The sequence below is a fragment of the Enterobacter sp. ECC-249 genome (assembly GCF_043965265.1).
GTDB lineage: Bacteria > Pseudomonadota > Gammaproteobacteria > Enterobacterales > Enterobacteriaceae > Enterobacter > Enterobacter quasiroggenkampii.
Map to the genome: position 1 here is coordinate 2997889 of NZ_CP143660.1, position 19219 is coordinate 3017107.

17 protein-coding genes are annotated in these 19219 nt (G+C 57.9%); 7 read left to right on the forward strand and 10 right to left on the reverse strand.

The features are described 5' to 3' along the window. Positions 1-57: 57 nt before the first annotated feature. The 3 genes from V1587_RS14365 to V1587_RS14375 are packed head-to-tail and all read left to right on the forward strand — an operon-like array spanning position 58 to position 6558. Positions 58-1398, forward strand: a complete 1341-nt coding sequence (locus V1587_RS14365) for an SrfA family protein (protein ID WP_395314394.1) — start codon at positions 58-60, stop codon at positions 1396-1398. 4 nt (positions 1399-1402) lie between these two features. Beyond that, a complete protein-coding gene (locus V1587_RS14370) occupies positions 1403-4384 on the forward strand; it encodes a virulence factor SrfB (protein WP_371898219.1) in 2982 nt (993 codons plus the stop codon). After that, positions 4381-6558: a virulence factor SrfC family protein gene (locus V1587_RS14375; protein WP_371898220.1), complete on the forward strand. Its 2178-nt coding sequence runs from the start codon at positions 4381-4383 to the stop codon at positions 6556-6558. Before V1587_RS14370 ends, V1587_RS14375 begins: the two co-directional genes overlap by 4 nt. A gap of 121 nt (positions 6559-6679) precedes the next feature. On the opposite strand, the gene V1587_RS14380 is transcribed toward V1587_RS14375, so the two are convergent. The 9 genes from V1587_RS14380 to V1587_RS14420 all read right to left on the reverse strand — a co-directional run bounded on the left by V1587_RS14380 (position 6680) and on the right by V1587_RS14420 (position 15197). After that, positions 6680-7435 (reverse strand): alpha/beta fold hydrolase, encoded by a 756-nt coding sequence (locus tag V1587_RS14380; RefSeq protein WP_371898221.1) that lies wholly within the window; start codon positions 7433-7435, stop codon positions 6680-6682. A gap of 86 nt (positions 7436-7521) precedes the next feature. After that, on the reverse strand, positions 7522-7695 hold the full coding sequence (locus V1587_RS14385) for a GhoT/OrtT family toxin (protein ID WP_013096478.1): 174 nt from the start codon (positions 7693-7695) through the stop codon (positions 7522-7524). Positions 7696-7877: 182 nt separating this feature from the next. After that, on the reverse strand, positions 7878-9302 hold the full coding sequence (patD, locus tag V1587_RS14390; protein WP_371898222.1) for an aminobutyraldehyde dehydrogenase: 1425 nt from the start codon (positions 9300-9302) through the stop codon (positions 7878-7880). Between the two features lie 24 nt (positions 9303-9326). Then, complete coding sequence (locus V1587_RS14395) at positions 9327-10133, reverse strand: ABC transporter permease (protein WP_371898223.1); 807 nt, start codon at positions 10131-10133, stop codon at positions 9327-9329. Beyond that, positions 10123-11067 (reverse strand): ABC transporter permease, encoded by a 945-nt coding sequence (locus V1587_RS14400; RefSeq protein WP_371898224.1) that lies wholly within the window; start codon positions 11065-11067, stop codon positions 10123-10125. The genes V1587_RS14395 and V1587_RS14400 overlap by 11 nt, the downstream gene beginning before the upstream one ends. A 1-nt stretch (position 11068) precedes the next feature. Continuing rightward, complete coding sequence (locus V1587_RS14405) at positions 11069-12082, reverse strand: ABC transporter ATP-binding protein (protein WP_371898225.1); 1014 nt, start codon at positions 12080-12082, stop codon at positions 11069-11071. Between the two features lie 17 nt (positions 12083-12099). Then, positions 12100-13245 (reverse strand): putative ABC transporter substrate-binding protein YdcS, encoded by a 1146-nt coding sequence (gene ydcS, locus V1587_RS14410; protein ID WP_371898226.1) that lies wholly within the window; start codon positions 13243-13245, stop codon positions 12100-12102. Positions 13246-13516: 271 nt separating this feature from the next. Continuing rightward, the gene (locus V1587_RS14415) at positions 13517-14926 is read right to left on the reverse strand and encodes a PLP-dependent aminotransferase family protein (protein WP_021240253.1); all 1410 of its coding nucleotides are present in this window, start codon (positions 14924-14926) and stop codon (positions 13517-13519) included. An 82-nt stretch (positions 14927-15008) separates the two neighbouring features. Beyond that, positions 15009-15197: a cold-shock protein gene (locus V1587_RS14420; RefSeq protein WP_371898227.1), complete on the reverse strand. Its 189-nt coding sequence runs from the start codon at positions 15195-15197 to the stop codon at positions 15009-15011. A 391-nt stretch (positions 15198-15588) separates the two neighbouring features. On the opposite strand from V1587_RS14420, the gene V1587_RS14425 reads away from it, so the two are divergent. The 4 genes from V1587_RS14425 (at position 15589) to hslJ (ending at position 18693) form a co-directional block, all read left to right on the forward strand. Then, a complete protein-coding gene (locus tag V1587_RS14425) occupies positions 15589-16989 on the forward strand; it encodes a cytochrome ubiquinol oxidase subunit I (RefSeq protein WP_371898228.1) in 1401 nt (466 codons plus the stop codon). Then, positions 16989-17999 (forward strand): cytochrome d ubiquinol oxidase subunit II, encoded by a 1011-nt coding sequence (gene cydB / locus V1587_RS14430; protein WP_395314395.1) that lies wholly within the window; start codon positions 16989-16991, stop codon positions 17997-17999. The genes V1587_RS14425 and cydB overlap by 1 nt, the downstream gene beginning before the upstream one ends. Then, a complete protein-coding gene (locus tag V1587_RS14435; protein WP_371898230.1) occupies positions 17999-18127 on the forward strand; it encodes a DUF2474 domain-containing protein in 129 nt (42 codons plus the stop codon). The genes cydB and V1587_RS14435 overlap by 1 nt, the downstream gene beginning before the upstream one ends. A gap of 128 nt (positions 18128-18255) precedes the next feature. Next, entirely contained in the window at positions 18256-18693 is a 438-nt protein-coding gene (hslJ, locus tag V1587_RS14440) for a heat shock protein HslJ (RefSeq protein ID WP_371898231.1), read from the forward strand. Here hslJ and V1587_RS14445 read toward each other — a convergent pair whose 3' ends face one another. Next, a complete protein-coding gene (locus tag V1587_RS14445) occupies positions 18694-18960 on the reverse strand; it encodes a DUF333 domain-containing protein (RefSeq protein ID WP_023312003.1) in 267 nt (88 codons plus the stop codon). Positions 18961-19219: the final 259 nt, after the last annotated feature.

The window sequence follows — 19219 nt, forward strand, 5'->3', positions numbered from 1 at the left end:
TGGTTGCTTCCTCGTTTCGTTAAAGTAACGGTGTGAAGAAGTATATGGGATCAAATCGTGGCAAAAACTCTTTTACGCAGCGGTAATCTGGATGATTTTCAGGCCGTTGGCGGCGGCGGACAAGCCGTTTTCGAATCAGCGCTGCAAATCCGGGAAGCGCTCCGGTTGCGCAAACAACAGGCCATCGTCGACTGTCTGGCTATTCCTCAGGTCAATGACAGCGGCGACCGCGTGGACTGGTATTCCCCTGTCGAAGGGAGCGTAACCAGCTGGAAAGCGGCCGATGAAGATGATCGCTATCGCGCCCTGCGCTATCTGGAAAACACGCTCGCCAGCGTCGAGTCGTTAAGCAAGAAATGCCTCCAGTCGCCCAAAACCGCGCAGCAGCTTTTTGGCTCTCTACTGTCGAAGGCGTTTCAGTTCCCCGGCGAAAACTTCCTCTTCATGGTGGACGGAAAGCCGGTCATCAGCTTCTGGGGTTTTGTAAACCTGAACGAAAATGCGCGCGACGATGTCCTCGACTGCCTGCGTGAATCGCTTGTCCCTGAGCCCGCCCCCGTTGTGATTGAAGATCCTGAACCCGAGCCTGAGCCTGAACCGGTTGTAGCCTTTGAACATGCCGACGAGCCGCTGATCGCCCCTTCCACGGTGGTGCGCATCACGCCGGAAGATCTCTATGAGCCAGAGCCGGCCCCGGCGGTTGCGCAACCCGTTCAGGAACCGGCCGTGCCGATCGTCGCGAAAAAGCGCCGCGTTCCCCTGTGGACGCTGCCGGTTGCCGTCGCGATCGTTGCCGCCATTGCCGCACCGCTGCTATGGCCAAAACAGTCGCCTTCCGCTGAGCCCGCTCCGGCGCCTGCACCTGCGCCCGTGGAGATTGCGCCAAAGCCGATCAAAGCGGTTGAGCCGCTGGCGATGAAATTACCGCTGCATCAGGCAGAGGTCGTGGCCAGCAAGGAAAAAGAGCCTGCTCCTGAGCCACAGCCCGCCCCGGTGGTGATTGTCGCCATCCCGAAAGACGCCATGGTAATGGAAGCAAATCAGGTGAAAGCGGGATCGACGCGTTTCCTGAACGGCACCTGGCGTGCGGTTCTCGACGTGAAAGATCCGGTCACCGGCAAACCGCCGTCAATGCGCTATCAGATTCAGAACAATAAAGGTTTCGCCCGGGTTGTCCACGGCGACAACGTTGTCTGCCGCGCGGAGGTCTTCTCCGGGCTGCACAGCAATGGCGAGCTGATGATTAAGAGTCGTGGTACTGCCCGCTGCACCGACGGTTCCCGCTACCCGATGCCGGAGATTGCCTGTAAAGCAGGCGCCAGCGATATCGCAGAATGTCGCGCCCGTTATGATGCCAATACCGTCGTTCCACTGACGTTCAAGAAAGCAGGTGCCTGATCCTATGCTGGTAAATCTTTGCGACTATAAACAAAGCGTCACGCTTATTGCCAACAGCGGCGTGCAGTTCCTTGATTTCGGTCTGACGCCGCAGGACACCGCCAGCAACGGGCGCTTCGTACGTAAAACCGCGAACGGCCCGCTTTTGCGACTCGATTTCGACCTGGTCAACGGGCGCTATACCCTGCCCGGCATGAATGGCGGGCAGCCTGAAGTGGTCAAACCTGAAACCACCATCCCGCTGCATCAGTCGCTGGCGGTACTGGACGGCGTCTGGCTTCCGGTTCCGTTCCTGCGCTTCAACCCGCCGCGGACCTTTGTTGAAGGGCCTGATAACTGGGCGCGCGTTCAGGTGCGCAGGCTTGATACCCCGGACACGGCAGGCAATACGCACCGCGTCACGCTCGCGCTTGACAGCCAGATTGCCGGGCATGCCACGTCCGCGCTCTCCCCGGTTGAAAACGATATTCTGAACGGGACCCGCTTCGCGCTGGCCTGGCGAGACAATGAGGTTGAAAGTTTCCTCGACCAGACGTGGATTGACGGCTGGCTACGCGAAGCATTTACCCAGTATGCGGACGGCGTTGAAAACCGCTCCGAACGCGACCTGCAGCAGGCGATGCGCGGCTTTGAGTATCAGGCCCACTGGCTCAACCTGATGACCATGCTCGGTGAACAGCTCACCGTGCCGGAAGTGAAATTTGTTACCCATACGCTCAGCACGCCTGCCATTCCGGTTGACCTGATCCTCGACGTGGGTAACACCCACACCTGCGGCGTCATTATTGAAGACCACGGCGATGCGAACGATGGGCTGCGTCAGACCGCCGAGCTGCAGGTTCGCTCGCTCAGCGAGCCGCAGTTCCTGAACGAGCCGCTGTTCACCAGCCGTCTCGAGTTTTCGGAAGCGCGTTTTGGCAAGCAGCACTTCTCGGTTGAAAGCGGTCGCGAAGATGCCTTTGTCTGGCCGTCGATTGTTCGCGTGGGTGATGAAGCCCGCAAGCTGGCGATGCAGCGTCTGGGGACCGAAGGCAACAGCGGCATCTCCAGCCCGCGTCGCTACCTGTGGGATGAAACCCCTGTCGTGCAGGACTGGCGCTTTAGCCAGATGAACAGCAAGACCCAGCGTGAACCGCTTGCCACCGCGTTTCCGCTGATGAACCTGATGAACGATGACGGCGAGCCGCTCTTCACGCTGCCGCAGGACGAGCGCCTGCCGGTCTTCTCGCCGCAGTACAGCCGCAGCACCCTGATGACCCATATGCTATGCGAGCTGCTGGCGCAGGCGCTGGGGCAGATCAACAGCGTCAACACGCGCCTGCGTCTGGGCTTCCCGGCGTCGCCGCGCCAGCTGCGCACTCTGATCCTGACGCTGCCCTCGGCCATGCCAAAGCAGGAGCGCGAGATCTTCCGTCGCCGCATGTTTGAAGCTATCGCCATCGTCTGGAAAGCGATGGGCTGGCATCCGCAGGATGAGGATTTTGTCACCCGCAAACAGCAGGATAAAAGCGTGGTGCCGGTTCCTGAAATCCAGATGGAGTGGGATGAAGCCAGCTGCGGTCAGCTGGTCTGGCTGTATAACGAAGCCATCTCCCGCTTTGGCGGTCAAACCGAAGCCTTCTTCGCCTCCCTTGCCCGTCCTGACCGTGAGCCTGAGCCGGGTAGCCAGCCGGGGCGCGCGCTGCGCGTCGCGTCCATCGACATCGGCGGCGGCACAACGGATATGGCGATCACCCATTACCAGCTGGACGACGGTTCCGGCAATAACGTTAAAATCACCCCGCAGCTGCTTTTCCGCGAAGGGTTTAAGGTCGCGGGCGACGATACGCTTCTGGACGTGATTCAGCGCTACGTGTTGCCCGCTCTGCAAACGCAGCTGCAGAAATCCGGTATTGCGGACGCCTCGCTGCTGATGGCTTCGCTGTTCGGCGACTCCGGGCGCATTGATACCCAGGCCGTACTGCGCCAGCAAACGGCGCTGCAGCTCTTTATGCCGATTGGCCATGCCATTCTTGCCGCGTGGGAATCGAGCGACGTTGACGATCCGCTGGCCGGTCTGCATGCCACCTTTGGCGATCTGCTGCCGCAGAAGCCAACCCGCAACGTGATGAACTATCTGCAGCAGGCGATCGATCATGCCCTGCCTGCGGGTTCAGACGCGTTTGATCTGTTCGCCGTGCCGCTGCATGTGAATTTCCGCGAAATGCAGGATGCGATGCTGGCCGGGCAGTTTACGCTGGCCTCGCCGCTCCACGCGGTGTGTGAGGCGATCTCCCATTACAGCTGCGACATTCTGCTGATCACCGGACGCCCTGGCTGCCTGCCTGGGGTTCAGGCGCTGATTCGCCACCTGCAGCCGGTGCCGGTCAATCGCATCGTCTGGCTGGATAAATACCAGGTGCACGAGTGGTATCCGTTCAGCCAGCAGGGGCGCATTGGCAACCCTAAATCCACAGCTGCCGTCGGGGCCATGCTCTGCAGCCTGGCGCTCGATCTGCGTCTGCCGCGCTTCAACTTTAAAGCCGCGGACATTGGCGCGTATTCCACCGTGCGCTATCTGGGCGTGCTGGATAACACCGTCAATACCCTGCGTGAGGAGAACGTCTGGTATCAGGATATCGATCTTGATAAACCCGGCGCGAAGCTTGACGCACGTCTGCACTTCCCGCTGCGCGGTAACGTCACACTCGGCTTCCGCCAGCTGGCGAACGCGCGCTGGCCCGCCACGCCGCTCTACACGCTCAGCATTAACTCGGCCGAACTGGCGAAAGCCATTGCCGGCGACGGCGTGCTGAACGTGCGGCTCAGGCTCTGCGGCGGCAGCAAGCAGGAAGGCCCGGAGGCCTTCGAGCTGAGCGATGCCTGGCTGCAGGACGGCACGCCGGTTGCGCCTGACGCACTAACCTTCAAACTGAATACTTTGGCCGATCGCCGACACAGCGGTAGCCACTACTGGATCGACAGCGGGAGCGTATATCTGAAATGACAGCGACGACGACCACCACTCAGGCCTTAATCGGGTGGATTAACGAGACGCGCCTGAACGCCCCTGTGCTGGATAACGATGCTGACGCCCTGCTTGCTCGCATCAACGCGGCGCAGGCGCGGGAGCAGGCTATTGAACGCGCCATGACCCGCCAGAGCAGCATTGGGCTTTACGGCCATTCGCAGAGCGCGAAAGCGCACCTGCTGTTGTCTTTGTGCGGCAGCGGCAATGGACGCCTGAACGTGACGCCGGGCCAGCGCACCTTTGACTATTTTTCGCATATCAATCCGGGACATGCCCTGACCAACATGGCCGTCCGCTTTACCCGGGAAAACACGGAGGTAGCGGATGAGGCGTTCCCGCTGCGCCTGCGTCTGGTCACCGAGGCCGAGCTGGTACAGCTGTTCATTGCCCGCACGACCCTGCATCCGCAGATGCGCGCGGTGGATAAGGCGGTCATTGAGACACGCCTAGAGAAATGGCGCGGGCTGCGCCAGCCGCAGGGCGTGCCCGGCATCACGGCTCAGGAAGTGGGTACGATAGCCCGCTTCTGGCAAAGCACCGTACCTGCCGCTAAGCAGCAAATTGATGATGCCCTGTGGCATGCGTTTGCCCAGCTGGTGCCTTCACTCGATCTCAGCACGCGGGCCAGCGTCTGGTCGCTGCTGTGGGGCGAGCAGCAGGAGTTGACCCAGCAGTGGTTAAAACTGGCCCACGTGCTGCACCAGACCAGCCATGCCGACGAGCTTGCTGCCCCGCTTAGCCTGCTGGTGGACAGTTTTGGGCTGCCGGGTGAAGGGTTCCTGACGCACGACGGCACGTTAGACCTTCAGGACGCGCAGGAGACGCTGCTTCATCCGCTGAATAGCGGTGAAATGCTCAACGCCATCAGCATCCCCGTCGATGTGCTGGCCTTCCTGACCCGCGAGCTGGTGTTGCCGGTTGAGAACGGCGCGCTGGATAACGTCGATATTATTGATATTCCGGTTTTTGAAGATAACCGTGCCGACCCGCTACGCCAGGCGAAGTCCCAGTGGCTGCTCGAGCATTATCGTCAGCAGCTTCAGCCAGACGTGCTGGTAATTTGTAATGCGACGGCGCAGCACGAACAGACGGCCAAAAAAGCAAAAGTGTTGATGAACTGGGTGAAGGAGACGCAGCCTGCTGAAGAATCTGCTCTTCCAGGTCTGGTCTGGGCGATTACCCCCCATGACGCCCGCTTTACCACCCGGCAGAATCTCGATGAAGCCGTACAGCATTTGCTCGGAAAACCGGGTTTACGCTGGGGCACGCTGCAGGCGCTGGACAGTCACAGCATGCAGCGCGTCATCGAGTGGCTGTCTCAGGCCACGCTTCCCGCGCAGCGACAGAAGCGTCTCAGCACGCTGAAAGGCCTGCTGCGACAGGAGCTCTCATCACTGATGCAAAGCTATCTGGCACCGCTGGTGGAGGAGCCGGGGCCAAGACGTACTCAGGCCGAAAACATGGTGCGCACGCTGCAAAGCAGCGCCGCGCGCCACGGCGAACTGCTTGAAGGTCTGCTGCCGCCGCTGAAAGCCTTTGAAACGCTGCTCGCCGTTCAGCAGCCACGCGAGGAGCAGGTGAACGGGCTGTTTACGGACACCATTGACCTGTTTGCCGAGAATGCGCAGGAAAGCAACGGCCTGTTCCAGACAAAAGACAAAGCGCGTCTGGCGCACAGAGTCTGGATAAATCATCTGCGCCAGTGGAGCCGCAATGAGGCCACGGCGGCACGCCTTGGGCTGGAACCAGCGGTATTACAGCAAATCGCGGATGTGCTGATCGTCACCAGCTACCGGCTTAATCTGCCTCAACAGCTTCAGCGCATTGTCGAAGCTGATAAAAGTAGCGCTGCGCAACTGCATGCCGTGATGGGCAATTTCGTTGGCTGGCTGGGTTACGACCAGACGCCCGTGGCGACGCGTCCGGCAAGCCGCATCCGCAAGGGCCAGGCCATCTTCGTCACGCCAGTGGTCAGCAGCGCCGAGACTCGCCTGACGCGCCTGGGGGAACAGCCGGTCCATGCGGCTACCGCGTACGTTTACGACTGGCTGGTCGCACTCTATAGCCGCGCAATAGAGAACATTGATTACCAGCACCCGCATGATGTTCAGCCCGGTGCGCGCCAGGCCTTACACGCGTTATTACGCTGAACGCTGATTAACAATGTAGCCGCATTTCTTGCCGGGTGGCGCTGCCGCTTACCCGGCCTACATTCTTCATCGTTGTAGGCCCGTGCAAGCGTAGCGCCGCCGGGCGAAACTTTTGCGCTCATCACACCTCCATACACCCGGCTAACGTCTCTGCCAGCGCAGAGGGGTTTTCCCACGACATTGAATGCCCCGCCGCAGGGATGATTTTTACCTCAACACCCTTTTGCTTCAGATTATCCACATCGTCATCCGGAAGAGAGAGCTCGCCAAAAATCAGGGTTACCGGGCAAGAGAGTGACAGGAACTGCGCTTCCCATTCCGGTTCAACGCCCGCCACCAGGCTGGATGCACCGCGCCAGAGGGCATAAGCGGCATTGCTCTGCAGGCACCCGGCCCACGCCGTTTTTTCCGCGCTGAGCATGGCGTCATAACCTTGGTCCAGAAACTGTTGCTCGGTTTGCGCCGCTATAGACCGGCTGAACATGCCCCCACCCGCGTGAAAATTGGGTTCTGACACCATCAGTCCCTTCACGCGCGTTGCCAGCAGCCCCGCCGTTTCGATAGCAATACTGCCGCCCATGCTGTGGCCGTATAACCAGAACGTCTCCAGCTTAAGGTGGTCAATCAGTTCCGCGACAACGTGCGCCTGGTCAGTGGTTTTATAGCTGTAGTGCTCAGGTTTGTCGCTGTAGCCGCTGCCGGGCAAGTCGATGAGAATCGCTCTGCGCGCGCCAAACAGCGGGTCACGAACGACGCGGGGATATTCATAGGAAGAGGCGCAGCCCAGCCCGTGAATGAACACCACGGGATCGCCGGAACCGGGCAAGTCGTGCCAGCGCACGATGCAACCGGCCTGCTGCGAGTAAAAACTGTTCATAAGCACTCCTTTTACGACGTACTGTTTATTTATACAGTCATCACATCAGGAATGCTATGTTCATCTTTTAAAACTGGAAGCGTGCTTCAGAAAAGCGAGACCAGCAGCGCAACGGGAAAACTCATTGGCCAGGTTGACCCGACCAGGAAAGCGCTGAGCAGGCGGATACGTTTGCGGTCTTTAGAGAGGAACCAGGTGATTAATGCGCAGATGGAAGCCATGATTGCGTAAAAAACCAACATCTTTTGATACAACGTCATTCTGTATACCAGAGCCGAAAAAATAACCGCACGCAATATGCGTCATATGTTGACACAGATCAAGTTTTTTCGTTACAGAATAACCACTTAAAAACTACGGCTAATAACAATTGGGTATCTTTCGTAACACGCGTGGCGGGAAAAGAGAATGCCTGGCCGCGCAAGCGGCCAGGCTGAGCGGATTAGTGTTTGATCATCACATGCCGTACGACCGTATAATCCTCAAGCCCGTAGACCGACATATCTTTGCCGTAGCCGGATAATTTCATGCCGCCGTGCGGCATTTCGCTCACCAGCATAAAATGGGTATTCACCCAGGTGCAGCCGTACTGCAGGCGCGCGCTCAGGCGATGGGCGCGGCCCACGTCTTTGGTCCAGACCGATGACGCCAGGCCATACTGCGAATCGTTCGCCCAGGCCAACACCTGCGCCTCGTCATCAAACTCGGTGACGCTTACCACCGGGCCAAACACCTCGCGCTGAACGATGGCATCGTCCTGTTTTGCACCCGCCAGCAGGGTTGGCTGGTAGTAGTAGCCCGCCCCCTCTTTTTTGCTCCCGCCGGTGACAACGCGGATATGGCCGAGCGCTTTCGCCTCATCGACGGCCTGGCAGACGCGTGAAAGATGGGCGGCCGAGCTGAGCGGACCGAGTTCGGTAGCCTCGTCCTCCGGCGCCCCCATTTTAAGGCTGGCGACCGCTGCGCCGAGCTTTTCTACCAGCGCTGCATAGATGCCCTTCTGGGCATAAATGCGGCAGGCCGCCGTACAGTCCTGCCCGGCATTGTAAAAGCCAAACGTCCGTACCCCTTCAACCACCGCATCCAGGTCAGCATCATCAAACACAATCACCGGCGCTTTGCCACCCAGCTCCATATGGGTGCGTTTAATGGAAGACGCGGTATGTCCGATGATATGTTCCCCGGTCGCAATCGAACCGGTCAGCGAGACCATACGGACCTTCTCGTGTCCGGTAAGCGGGTCGCCGACCGTTTTCCCCCGGCCAAACAGAACGTTCAGAACGCCCGCCGGGAAGATATCTTTTGCCAGTTCCGCCAGCTTAAGCGCGGTCAGGGGCGTGATCTCTGAGGGCTTAATCACCACGCAGTTCCCTGCCGCCAGCGCGGGGGCCAGCTTCCAGGCCGCCATCATCAGCGGGTAGTTCCACGGCGCGATAGAGGCCACCACGCCCACCGGGTCACGGCGAATCATTGACGTGTGGCCGTCAAGGTACTCGCCAGCGGCGAGGCCATTCAGACAACGCGCGGCCCCGGCAAAGAAACGGAAAACGTCGACCACCGCCGGAATTTCATCACCCAGAGCACAGTGCAGCGGCTTGCCGCAGTTGAGAGACTCGAGCCGGGCAAACTCCTCGCCGTGCGCTTCAATCGCATCCGCCAGCTTCAGCAGGCACTCGGCGCGAGTTTTCGGCGTCGTTTGTCCCCACACCTCAAAAGCACGATCGGCCGCCAGAACCGCCGCGTCGACCTGGGCCGCTGACGCCTCAGCAATCTCCAGCAGTACCTCTCCGGTGGCCGGGTTATAAACCGGCTGTTTTTCACCTTCACCGGCAACCAGCTCACCGTTTATCAGCAGATGTTTTTGCATAGCATTTTCCTGTTGAATTCTCTGTTATTTCCCGCTGCCGGCAATATTCTCGCCGTCGCGGGTTAGCCACCAGGCACCCAGAATGGGGATAGTTGTCACCAGCATCACCAGCAGAGCAACGACGTTGGTGACGGGCACGTCGCGCGGACGCCCGAGCTGGTTGAGCAACCACAGCGGTAACGTGCGCTCGTGTCCCGCCGTAAAGGTTGTGACGATAATCTCGTCAAACGACAGGGCAAACGCCAGCATTCCCCCGGCCAGCAGCGCGGAACCCAGATTGGGCAGCACCACATAGCGGAAGGTTTGCCACCCGTCAGCCCCGAGATCCATCGACGCTTCCACCAGGCTCCAGGAGGTGCGTCGGAACCGGGCAATCACGTTGTTAAACACCACCACCACACAGAATGTGGCGTGTCCGACCACGATGGTGAAAAACCCCGGCTCAAGATTGATCGTTTTGAAAGCCGTCAGCAGCGCCAGGCCGGTGATGATCCCCGGTAACGCAATCGGTAACAGCAGCAGCAAAGAGATCGCATTCTTGCCAAAAAACTCGCTTCGCCACAGGGCCGCTGCAGCAAGCGTGCCAAGCACAAGGGCAATGGCGGTGGAAAACGCGGCAATTTGAAGTGACAACGTCACGGATTCGATAATATCTCCGCGCCCTGCCGCCACGCTAAACCACTTCAGCGTTAGCCCCTGGGGCGGAAAGCTGAAGGCGGCGTCTTCGGTGTTGAAGGCGTAGGTCGCGATAATCAGCAGCGGGAAGTGCAGGAAGATAACGCCTCCCCACGCTGCCACTTTCAGGAACAGCGGTGCGCGTTCAGAGTGCATCGAATGCCCCCAGACGTTTCACGAACGCCAGATAAAGAGAAATCAGCACGATGGGTACCAGCGTGAACGCGGCGGCCATCGGCATATTGCCGATAGCGCCCTGCTGGGAGTAGACCATGTTACCGATGAAATAGCCCGGCGGGCCGACCAGCTGAGGAACGATGAAGTCCCCCAGCGTCAGGGAAAACGTGAAAATGGACCCCGCCGCGATGCCCGGAATGGCCAGCGGCAGAACGACATAGCGGAACGTCTGACGGGGACGCGCGCCGAGATCGGCCGAGGCCTGAAGCAGCGAGGCCGGCAGGCGCTCCAGCGCCGCCTGGACGGGCAGGATCATAAACGGCAGCCAGATGTAGACGAACACCAGAAACCGTCCCAGCCCGGAGGTGGACAAGGTGTTACCGCCCACTGCCGGGAGCGTCAGGATTGAGGTCAGAATCGGCTCCAGCCCCATATGGCTGAGAAACCACTGGGCCACGCCGTCCTTCGCCAGCAGCAGCGTCCAGGCGTAGGCCTTGACGATGTAGCTCGCCCACATTGGCAGCATCACGGCGATATAGAAAAACGCTTTCCACTTGCCGCTGGTGTATCGCGCCATGTACCAGGCCATTGGAAATGCGAGGACGGCGCTGGCAATGGTCACCGCAATCGCCATCGTTAACGTGCGCAGGATGATGTCGTAGTTTGCCGGGTTAAAGAGCGCCTGAATATTCGCCAGAGTCAGATCCGGCGTGACCGACATGGTGAAATCGTCAAAGGTGTAAAACCCCTGCCACAGCAGCGTCAGCAGCGATCCTAAATAGACGATGCCAAACCACATCAGGGGCGCAAGCAGAAGCAGGAACAGACCAAGCGACGGTTTTCGCCAGAACAGTGCGGTCATGCGGCTCAGGCGGCCGCGCGGGGCGGGAGGATGCGCGACACTCATATCCATTTCACCTCTCCTCATGCAGGCGGATCATCGCGTCGCGTGACCATGACGCCATGACCGCCTGCCCTGGCGCAATGCCGCTCAGCGGCGAGACGTCACTGAAGTTAGCCTGACTCACCAGCAGTTTGGCGCCATCGGCGAGCCTCAGCTCCAGACGCGTGGCGGCCCCCTGATACTGAACGGCCTGCACAACGCCCTGAACCTGAACGTCACCCTGTTCATTGAGGCGAATATGTTCCGGGCGCAGGGAAAAGGTGCCCTCCATCCCGCAAAGCGTCTGCGCAAGACCCGCATCAAAAACGTTAGAGGTGCCAACAAAACCGGCGACAAACGGCGTGCGCGGACGCATGTAGAGATCGCGCGGGGTATCCACCTGCTCGATGCGCCCGTTATTGAACACCGCCACCCGGTCTGACATAGAAAGGGCCTCGCCCTGATCGTGGGTGACAAAAATAAAGGTGATGCCGAGTTCCTGCTGAAGCTTCTTCAGCTCGAACTGCATCTGTTCCCGCAGTTTGAGATCGAGCGCCCCTAAAGGCTCGTCCAGCAGCAGGACGCGCGGTTCATTCACCAGCGCGCGGGCGATGGCGACACGCTGACGCTGGCCGCCGGAAAGTTGCGAAGGTTTGCGGGCAACGGCAAAGCTCAGGCCCACTTTTTCCAGGGCATCGCGAGCCTGGGCATGACGTTTTTTCTTGTCGACGCCTTTGACCATTAGCCCGTAGGCAACGTTGTCGAGGATCGACATATGCGGGAACAGCGCGTAGTCCTGAAACACGGTGTTCACATCCCGCTCCCAGGGGGGAAGTTCGCTCGCCTCTTTACCGAAGATAGAAATCGTCCCGCCTGACAGCTGTTCAAAACCGGCGATCAGCCGCAGGCAGGTGGTTTTGCCGGAGCCAGAAGGCCCCAGCATGGAGAAAAACTCTCCGTCACGAATTGCAATGGTGACCCCATCCACCGCCCGGACGTCGCCGTACAGGCGGGAAACATTATTAAACTCGACCGCGTACGTCATGTTCTGCTCCCGGGCAATTAACGACCGCCCATAATGGCGATGTAATCCTGCGTCCAGCGGCTGTAAGGGACAAATTTGCCGCCTTCGGCGATGGGGGTTTTCCAGAACATGATTTTGTCGAATTCGTTATAACCGTTTGTTTCGCAGCCTTTATCGCCCAGCAGCGTGCTGGCTTTACACCCTTCCGGAACCACGGGCAGGGAGCCAAACCATGCTGCCAGATCGCCCTGCACTTTTGGCGTCAGCGACCAGTTCATCCATTTGTAGGCGCACATCGGGTGTTTAGCCTGCGCGTGAAGCATGGTGGTGTCCGCCCAGCCGGTCACCCCCTCTTTCGGGAAGACGGTGGCAACGGGCTGGTTCTCAGCTTTCAGGGCATTCGCCTGATACGGCCAGGCGCTGGAGGCCACGACGCCTTCGTTTTTGAAGTCGCTCATCTGGACAGTGGTGTCGTGCCAGTAGCGGTGGATCAGGGCATGCTGGTCGCGAAGCACCTTAAGCACGGCGGCATACTGTGCTTCGGTGAGCTGGTACGGGTCTTTGATACCCAACTGCGGCTGCGTGGCTTTGACGAACAGCGCGGCATCGGCGATATAAATCGGACCGTCGTACGCCTGCACGCGTCCCTGATTGGTTTTACCGTCAGGCAGATCCTGTTTAGTAAAGACCACGCTCCAGCTGTCCGGCGGCGTCGGGAAGGTTTTGGTGTTGTACATCAGCAGGTTTGGCCCCCACTGGTACGGCGTGCCGTAGACCTTGCCCCCGACGTTAAACCATTCCCCTTTTACAATCCGTTCGTCGAGGGTTTTCCAGTTGGGGATAAGATCGGGGTTAATCGGCTGGACGCGTTTGCCCATGATCAGCCGCAGGGAGGCGTCACCCGAGGCTGTGACCAGATCGTATCCCCCTTTCGCCATCAGGCTGACCATTTCATCCGACGTGGCCGCCGTTTTGACGTTGACCGCACAACCTGTCTCTTTTTCAAACTGGGTGACCCAGTCGTAGTTTTTATCCGTCTGCCCCCGCTCGATGTATCCCGGCCAGGCGATAATATCCAGTCGACCTTCCCCGTCGCCAATGGCTCTGGGGGGTTCTGCGGCTTGCGCTGTCATGATAGTCATGCCGAGCGCACACAGGCTGCTGCGGGCAAAATGTTTGCTCATAAGAGTTACTCCTGTCGCAATGAAATTTAGCGGCAGCCGTGCCGTAAAAATATCTCCCTTATTAAACGTAGACCGCGCAAATGCGCCGCACCGTACGGCTTCAGGAAATTTCATCAAGGTGTGACCGAGGGCGCATTCCCCGTTAACTGGATTATAGACAAGGAGTTAGGCGCGAGAGACGGTATGCAGATTTCCTATGACAGGGCACCGCGAAATATTCGCAGCGCCGTCATCAGGATAAGAATTGATTATTTAAATAACGCAGATAAGTTTATTCCAGCATCGTGCTAATTAATTTTCCTAACTGAATGACCGCCTGCTCTTCCCGCTCTCCCCAGGCCCAGGAGGTATTAAACCGGAAGAACGGTGTCCATGCGTCGGAGGTGGAAAACATCTTTCCGGGAGCAATGCTGATGTGGTGCGTTAAGGCTTTTTCGCTCAGCAGCCCCGCGTCCAGCTGCGCCGGAAGCTCCAGCCATAAAAAGTAGCCGCTGTCGTTATGGTGAATTTTGACGCCGGCAGGCATATGGCGCAAAAGTGACTGCCAGGCCTGCTGCTTTCGCTCGGCCAGCGTACGGCGCAGGCGGCGCAGGTGCGCGTCGTAGCGTTTGGTCGCCAGGTAATCCACCAGCGCCAGCTGCATGGGAGAACTGGTCGAGAGCGTGCTCATCAGCTGCAGCTGCTGAATGCGCCGCGCGTGTTTTCCTGCCGCGACCCAGCCGATGCGAAAACCGGCCACCAGACATTTTGAAAAGGACGAGCAGTGCAGCGTCATGTCCTGACGATCCCACGCTTTCGCCGGGAGCGGCTTTTCCCGGCCAAAATAGAGCTCGCTGTAGACATCGTCTTCAATCAGCGGGACGTTGTGCTGCGTTAACAGCGCGACTAGCTGCGCTTTTTTCTCCGCGCTCAGCGTGAAGCCGAGCGGGTTTTGGCTGTTGGTCATGATCCAGCAGGCTTTAACCGGGTACTCATTCAGCGCCTGTTCAAGGGCGTTGAGATCGATCCCCTCGCGGACGTCCGTCGCAATCGACAAAGCCTTGAGTTTCAGGCGCTCCAGCGCCTGAAGCGCGCCGTAGAAACAGGGGTTTTCGACGATCACCCAGTCACCCGGCTCGGTCACCGCCTGCAGGCTAAGATTCAGCGCCTCGAGGGCGCCAGCGGTGATCACGATCTCTTCCGGAGAGATGTTCATCCCCTGCTGCGCGTAGCGGCGGGCAATGGCGTGGCGGAGATCGACGTTTCCCGGCGGCAGGTTCTCAATCACGCTCATCGCCGTCGCGGTTTTACTGACGTTAGCCAGCGAGCGGTTGAGCTGCTGAAGCGGGAAAAGCCGGGGGTCGGGAAACGCGGAAGCAAAGGGAACAACGGAGGGGTCGCGGCTGGCCTGTAGGACATCGAAGATATAGGTATTGATATCCACTGCTTCGTCACGCATCACCTGAGCGGGTGGCGCAGGCTGTTGTGCGGTCGGGCGCGAGGCAACGTAATAGCCCGACTGCGGTCTGGCGACAATGCGCCCCTGACTTTCCAGCATCTGATACGCGTGGCCAACGGTCATAAAACTCATGCCGCTGCTCGCCACCTGCTCTCGCAGGGAAGGCAGCTTATCGCCCGGCAGCCATACGCCAAGCTCAATCTGCGAGATAATTTGTTGCGCCAGACGCTGGTATTTTTTCATCAAATTCTCCTTGTGACCGACAGTGTATATCAGCAGGAGAAAAAGAGAAGATTTAGCTAACTGTTATGGTTCGGGAAATGAATTACTTACGGTATTCAGTAACGTGGCTCTGCGCCTGACGCGCAGCGGCCAGGTGATCGAGCGTAATCATCGACGATTTGCAAAAGATGCATTTCGCGCCAAACGGGTTTTTCTCAGACACGTCAAAGGCTGAGGTACGGTACTGCGAACCATGGCAGCATGGGCAGCGAAAATGGATATAAGAAGTCATAGGATTCTCCTGAAACGTTAAAACGTAAATTACTAATGGGCCGATTGGGCATAATGGTTTTAAACAAAACGAATCGGAAAGTAGATAAAGACCCAAGAGAGGCTGCGGAGAGGCACAACGTGATGAGAACTGCTTTATAAAACTACGTCAGATATTTATTTGGACTCAAAACCAGAGGACCATTAACGCACGGCGCTGACGACAAGGCAAGCAGTTTTATGCGCAAAATTCATAAAAACAGTGTTTTTATTCCTCATCGGCGAGGTATATCAGATAGCTAAAGCATGAGTTTTATGCCAACTGTTATGGTTAAAAATCACTTTTCTGCGTCTGATAGTCCGAACGTTGCCCCTATACCATAACAGCACACCGTTTGACATTGAGGCTGTGCATGTTTGGTTTAGATGCTTTTCACCTTGCACGGATACAGTTTGCCTTTACCGTATCCTTTCACATTATTTTCCCGGCCATCACCATTGGTCTCGCAAGCTACCTTGCCGTGCTCGAAGGGCTGTGGCTGAAAACAAAAAATCCGGTCTGGCGCTCGCTGTACCATTTCTGGTCGAAGATTTTTGCCGTTAACTTTGGCATGGGCGTGGTATCCGGGCTGGTGATGGCCTACCAGTTTGGCACCAACTGGAGCGGCTTTTCACAGTTTGCGGGCAGTATTACCGGCCCGCTGCTGACCTATGAAGTGCTTACCGCCTTCTTCCTCGAAGCCGGGTTCCTCGGCGTGATGCTGTTCGGCTGGAACAAAGTCGGGCCTGGGCTGCACTTTTTTGCTACCTGCATGGTGGCGCTGGGCACCATTATTTCCACCTTCTGGATCCTCTCTTCAAACAGCTGGATGCAGACCCCGCAGGGCTATGAGATCGTCAACGGTCAGGTGGTACCGGTGGACTGGTTCGCGGTGGTGTTTAACCCCTCCTTCCCTTACCGCCTGCTGCATATGTCGATAGCCGCGTTCCTGAGCAGCGCCCTGTTTGTGGGCGCATCCGCTGCATGGCACCTGCTGCGCGGGAATAATACCCCCGCTATCCGGGCGATGTTTTCGATGGCGCTGTGGATGACGCTAATTGTCGCCCCCATCCAGGCCATGGTTGGCGATATGCACGGCTTAAACACTTTAAAGCACCAGCCCGCCAAGATTGCCGCCATTGAAGGCCACTGGGAGAACCCGCCGGGTGAGCCTACCCCGCTGCTGCTGTTTGGCTGGCCGGATATGGAACAGGAGCGCACCCGCTTTGGGCTGGAGATCCCCGCGCTGGGGAGTCTTATCCTGACGCACAGCCTGGATAAACAGGTTCCGGCGCTGAAAGAGTTTCCAAAAGAAGACCGTCCGAACTCCACCATCGTCTTCTGGTCGTTCCGCATTATGGCGGGCCTGGGCATGCTGATGCTGCTGCTTGGGGTGACGGCACTCTGGCTGCGCTACAAAAAACGCGTTTATTCGTCGCGCCCTTTCCTGTGGTTTGCGCTGCTGATGGGGCCAACCGGGCTGATTGCCATTCTGGCCGGGTGGATCACCACCGAAGTAGGCCGCCAGCCGTGGGTGGTCTATGGGCTCCAGCGAACGAAGGATGCGGTTTCTGCCCATGGCGATTTACATATGAGCGTGAGCCTGCTGGCCTTCTTCATCGTCTATACCTCGGTATTCGGCGTGGGTTACAGCTATATGGTGCGCCTGATCCGAAAAGGCCCGCAGCCGCATGAATCTTTCGCCACCGAGTCCGACGGACGTCCGGCGCGCCCGCTTTCTGCCGTCACAACTGAACATAAGGAGCAGCCATAATGGGGATCGATCTTTCCATTATCTGGTTTGTCATAATCGTCTTTGCCACGCTGATGTATATCGTGATGGACGGTTTTGATCTGGGAATCGGTATTCTTTTCCCGGCTACGCAGAACGCCGACGATCGCGACGTGATGGTCAACAGCGTCGCGCCGGTCTGGGACGGGAATGAAACCTGGCTGGTGCTGGGCGGTGCCGCCCTGTTCGGCGCATTCCCGCTGGCGTATGCGGTGATCGTTGATGCTCTCACCATTCCGCTGACGTTAATGCTGATCGGACTTATTTTCCGCGGGGTAGCATTTGAGTTTCGCTTTAAGGCCACTCCGGCCCACCGCCCCTTCTGGGATAAGGCGTTTATAGGCGGTTCCATTCTGGCGACGTTTACCCAGGGCGTGACGGTGGGCGCCGTCATTAACGGATTTACCGTCACCGGTAGGGCCTATACCGGCGGCCCCTTTGACTGGTTTACCGCGTTTAACCTGTTTTGCGGCGCGGGGCTGGTGGTGGCCTACGCGCTGTTAGGCTCGACCTGGCTGGTGATGAAAAGCGAAAACGCGCTGCAGCAGCGGATGCGTGAAGTATCGAAAACGCTGTTAATCGTGCTGCTGGCGTTTATTGCCGCCATTAGTCTCTGGACGCCGCTGGCGCAACCGGCCATCGCCGCGCGCTGGTTTACGCTGCCGAATCTGTTTTATCTGCTACCGGTTCCTGCTCTGGTGGTGATGTTTAGCCTGTACCAGTGGCGCTGCCTGAATAATCCAGCCAGCCATAGCCGTCCGTTTATCCTGACGCTGGGGCTGATCTTCCTCGGCTTTAGCGGGCTTGGGATCAGCATCTGGCCGCATATTATCCCACCGTCGATCACCCTGTGGCAGGCGGCCGCACCGACGCAAAGCCAGGGCTTTATGCTGGTGGGCGCGCTGTTGATCATTCCCGTTATTCTGGTCTACACCTTCTGGAGCTACTACGTGTTTCGCGGCAAAGTTCAGCATGGGGAGGGTTATCACTGATGCAACAACCGGTCTGGAAAAGAATACTGTGGCTGGTCATTATCTGGGGCGGCAGCGTACTGGCGCTGGCTGCGGTCAGTATGCTCTTCCGTATGCTAATGACGGCGGCAGGGTTTAAATCGCATTAACTTTATCCCGGGCAGCCGCAGCGTTGCCCGGTACCTCTCCCCGCACTTTCAGATAAACCCCATTAACGCACGGCAGAGTATCGTTACACTGGAAAAAGATTCACAGTGTTTATAGTTTGAGAAGAAAAATGAAAAAGCTCATTGCGTTAAGTGTTATCAGTCTTGTCCTTTCCGGGTGTGTTAATCCGGGTAAAGCCTCCGTACAGCCGGAGCAGCTTAAAAGCCACCGCTTTGTGCTTGAAAATGTGAACGGTAAGGCCGTTAAGACCGCGACAACGCAACCTGAGATCAGTTTTAGCGCCCTGCCTGATATCAGCCTGGTGAATAACATCAGCGTTTCTGGCCAGATGTGTAACCGCTTCAACGGACAGGGGAAATTGTCCGAAGGCGAGCTTAAGGTGAAAACGCTGGCCATGACGCGCAAGCTCTGTACTGAACCGCAGCTGAATGAGCTGGATCAGGCCATCGCCGACATGCTGCGCACAGGGGCGCAGGTCGACCTGACTGAGGACCAGTTAACGCTGGCCACAGCCGATAAAACGCTGATGTTTAAGCGTGCAGAATAATCAGTAGTTACCGCAGCTTCCGACGGCAAGCGACTGTTCACTACAGCGTTTGCCGTTTGGCAAGGCGCACATCCCAATAGCAGAACCATCAAGCTGGCGGGCGACAGACAGAGAACCGCCAATCATAGCGCAGTTAGCCTGACCAGAGCTGGACATCGCCGCCTTCATTCCCGGCGCCACGTGGGCTGCCGTTGCCTGCTGGACTGGCTCACTGCTACATGCCGACAACAATAATGCGGCACACCCTACCCAAAATGCTGAGCGCATGCTCTCTCCCCCATGAATAATGCGAAACCTATGCATAATAGGCATCACATCCCGTGTCGTCGAGAGCAGAAGTGCGTATTTATGCGCTCCAGAAACAATTTCTCGCAATTTTTTCGCCAAAAGTTTGATCTACTCATTGATGGCGAGAATACCGAGGACACAAAAGCGAAAATCGTAAAATCCCCCGTTTGCTAGAATACACAGATAATATTCAGGGTTTGTCGTCGTAATACAGACCCCTATTTTTTGCGCAATGTAA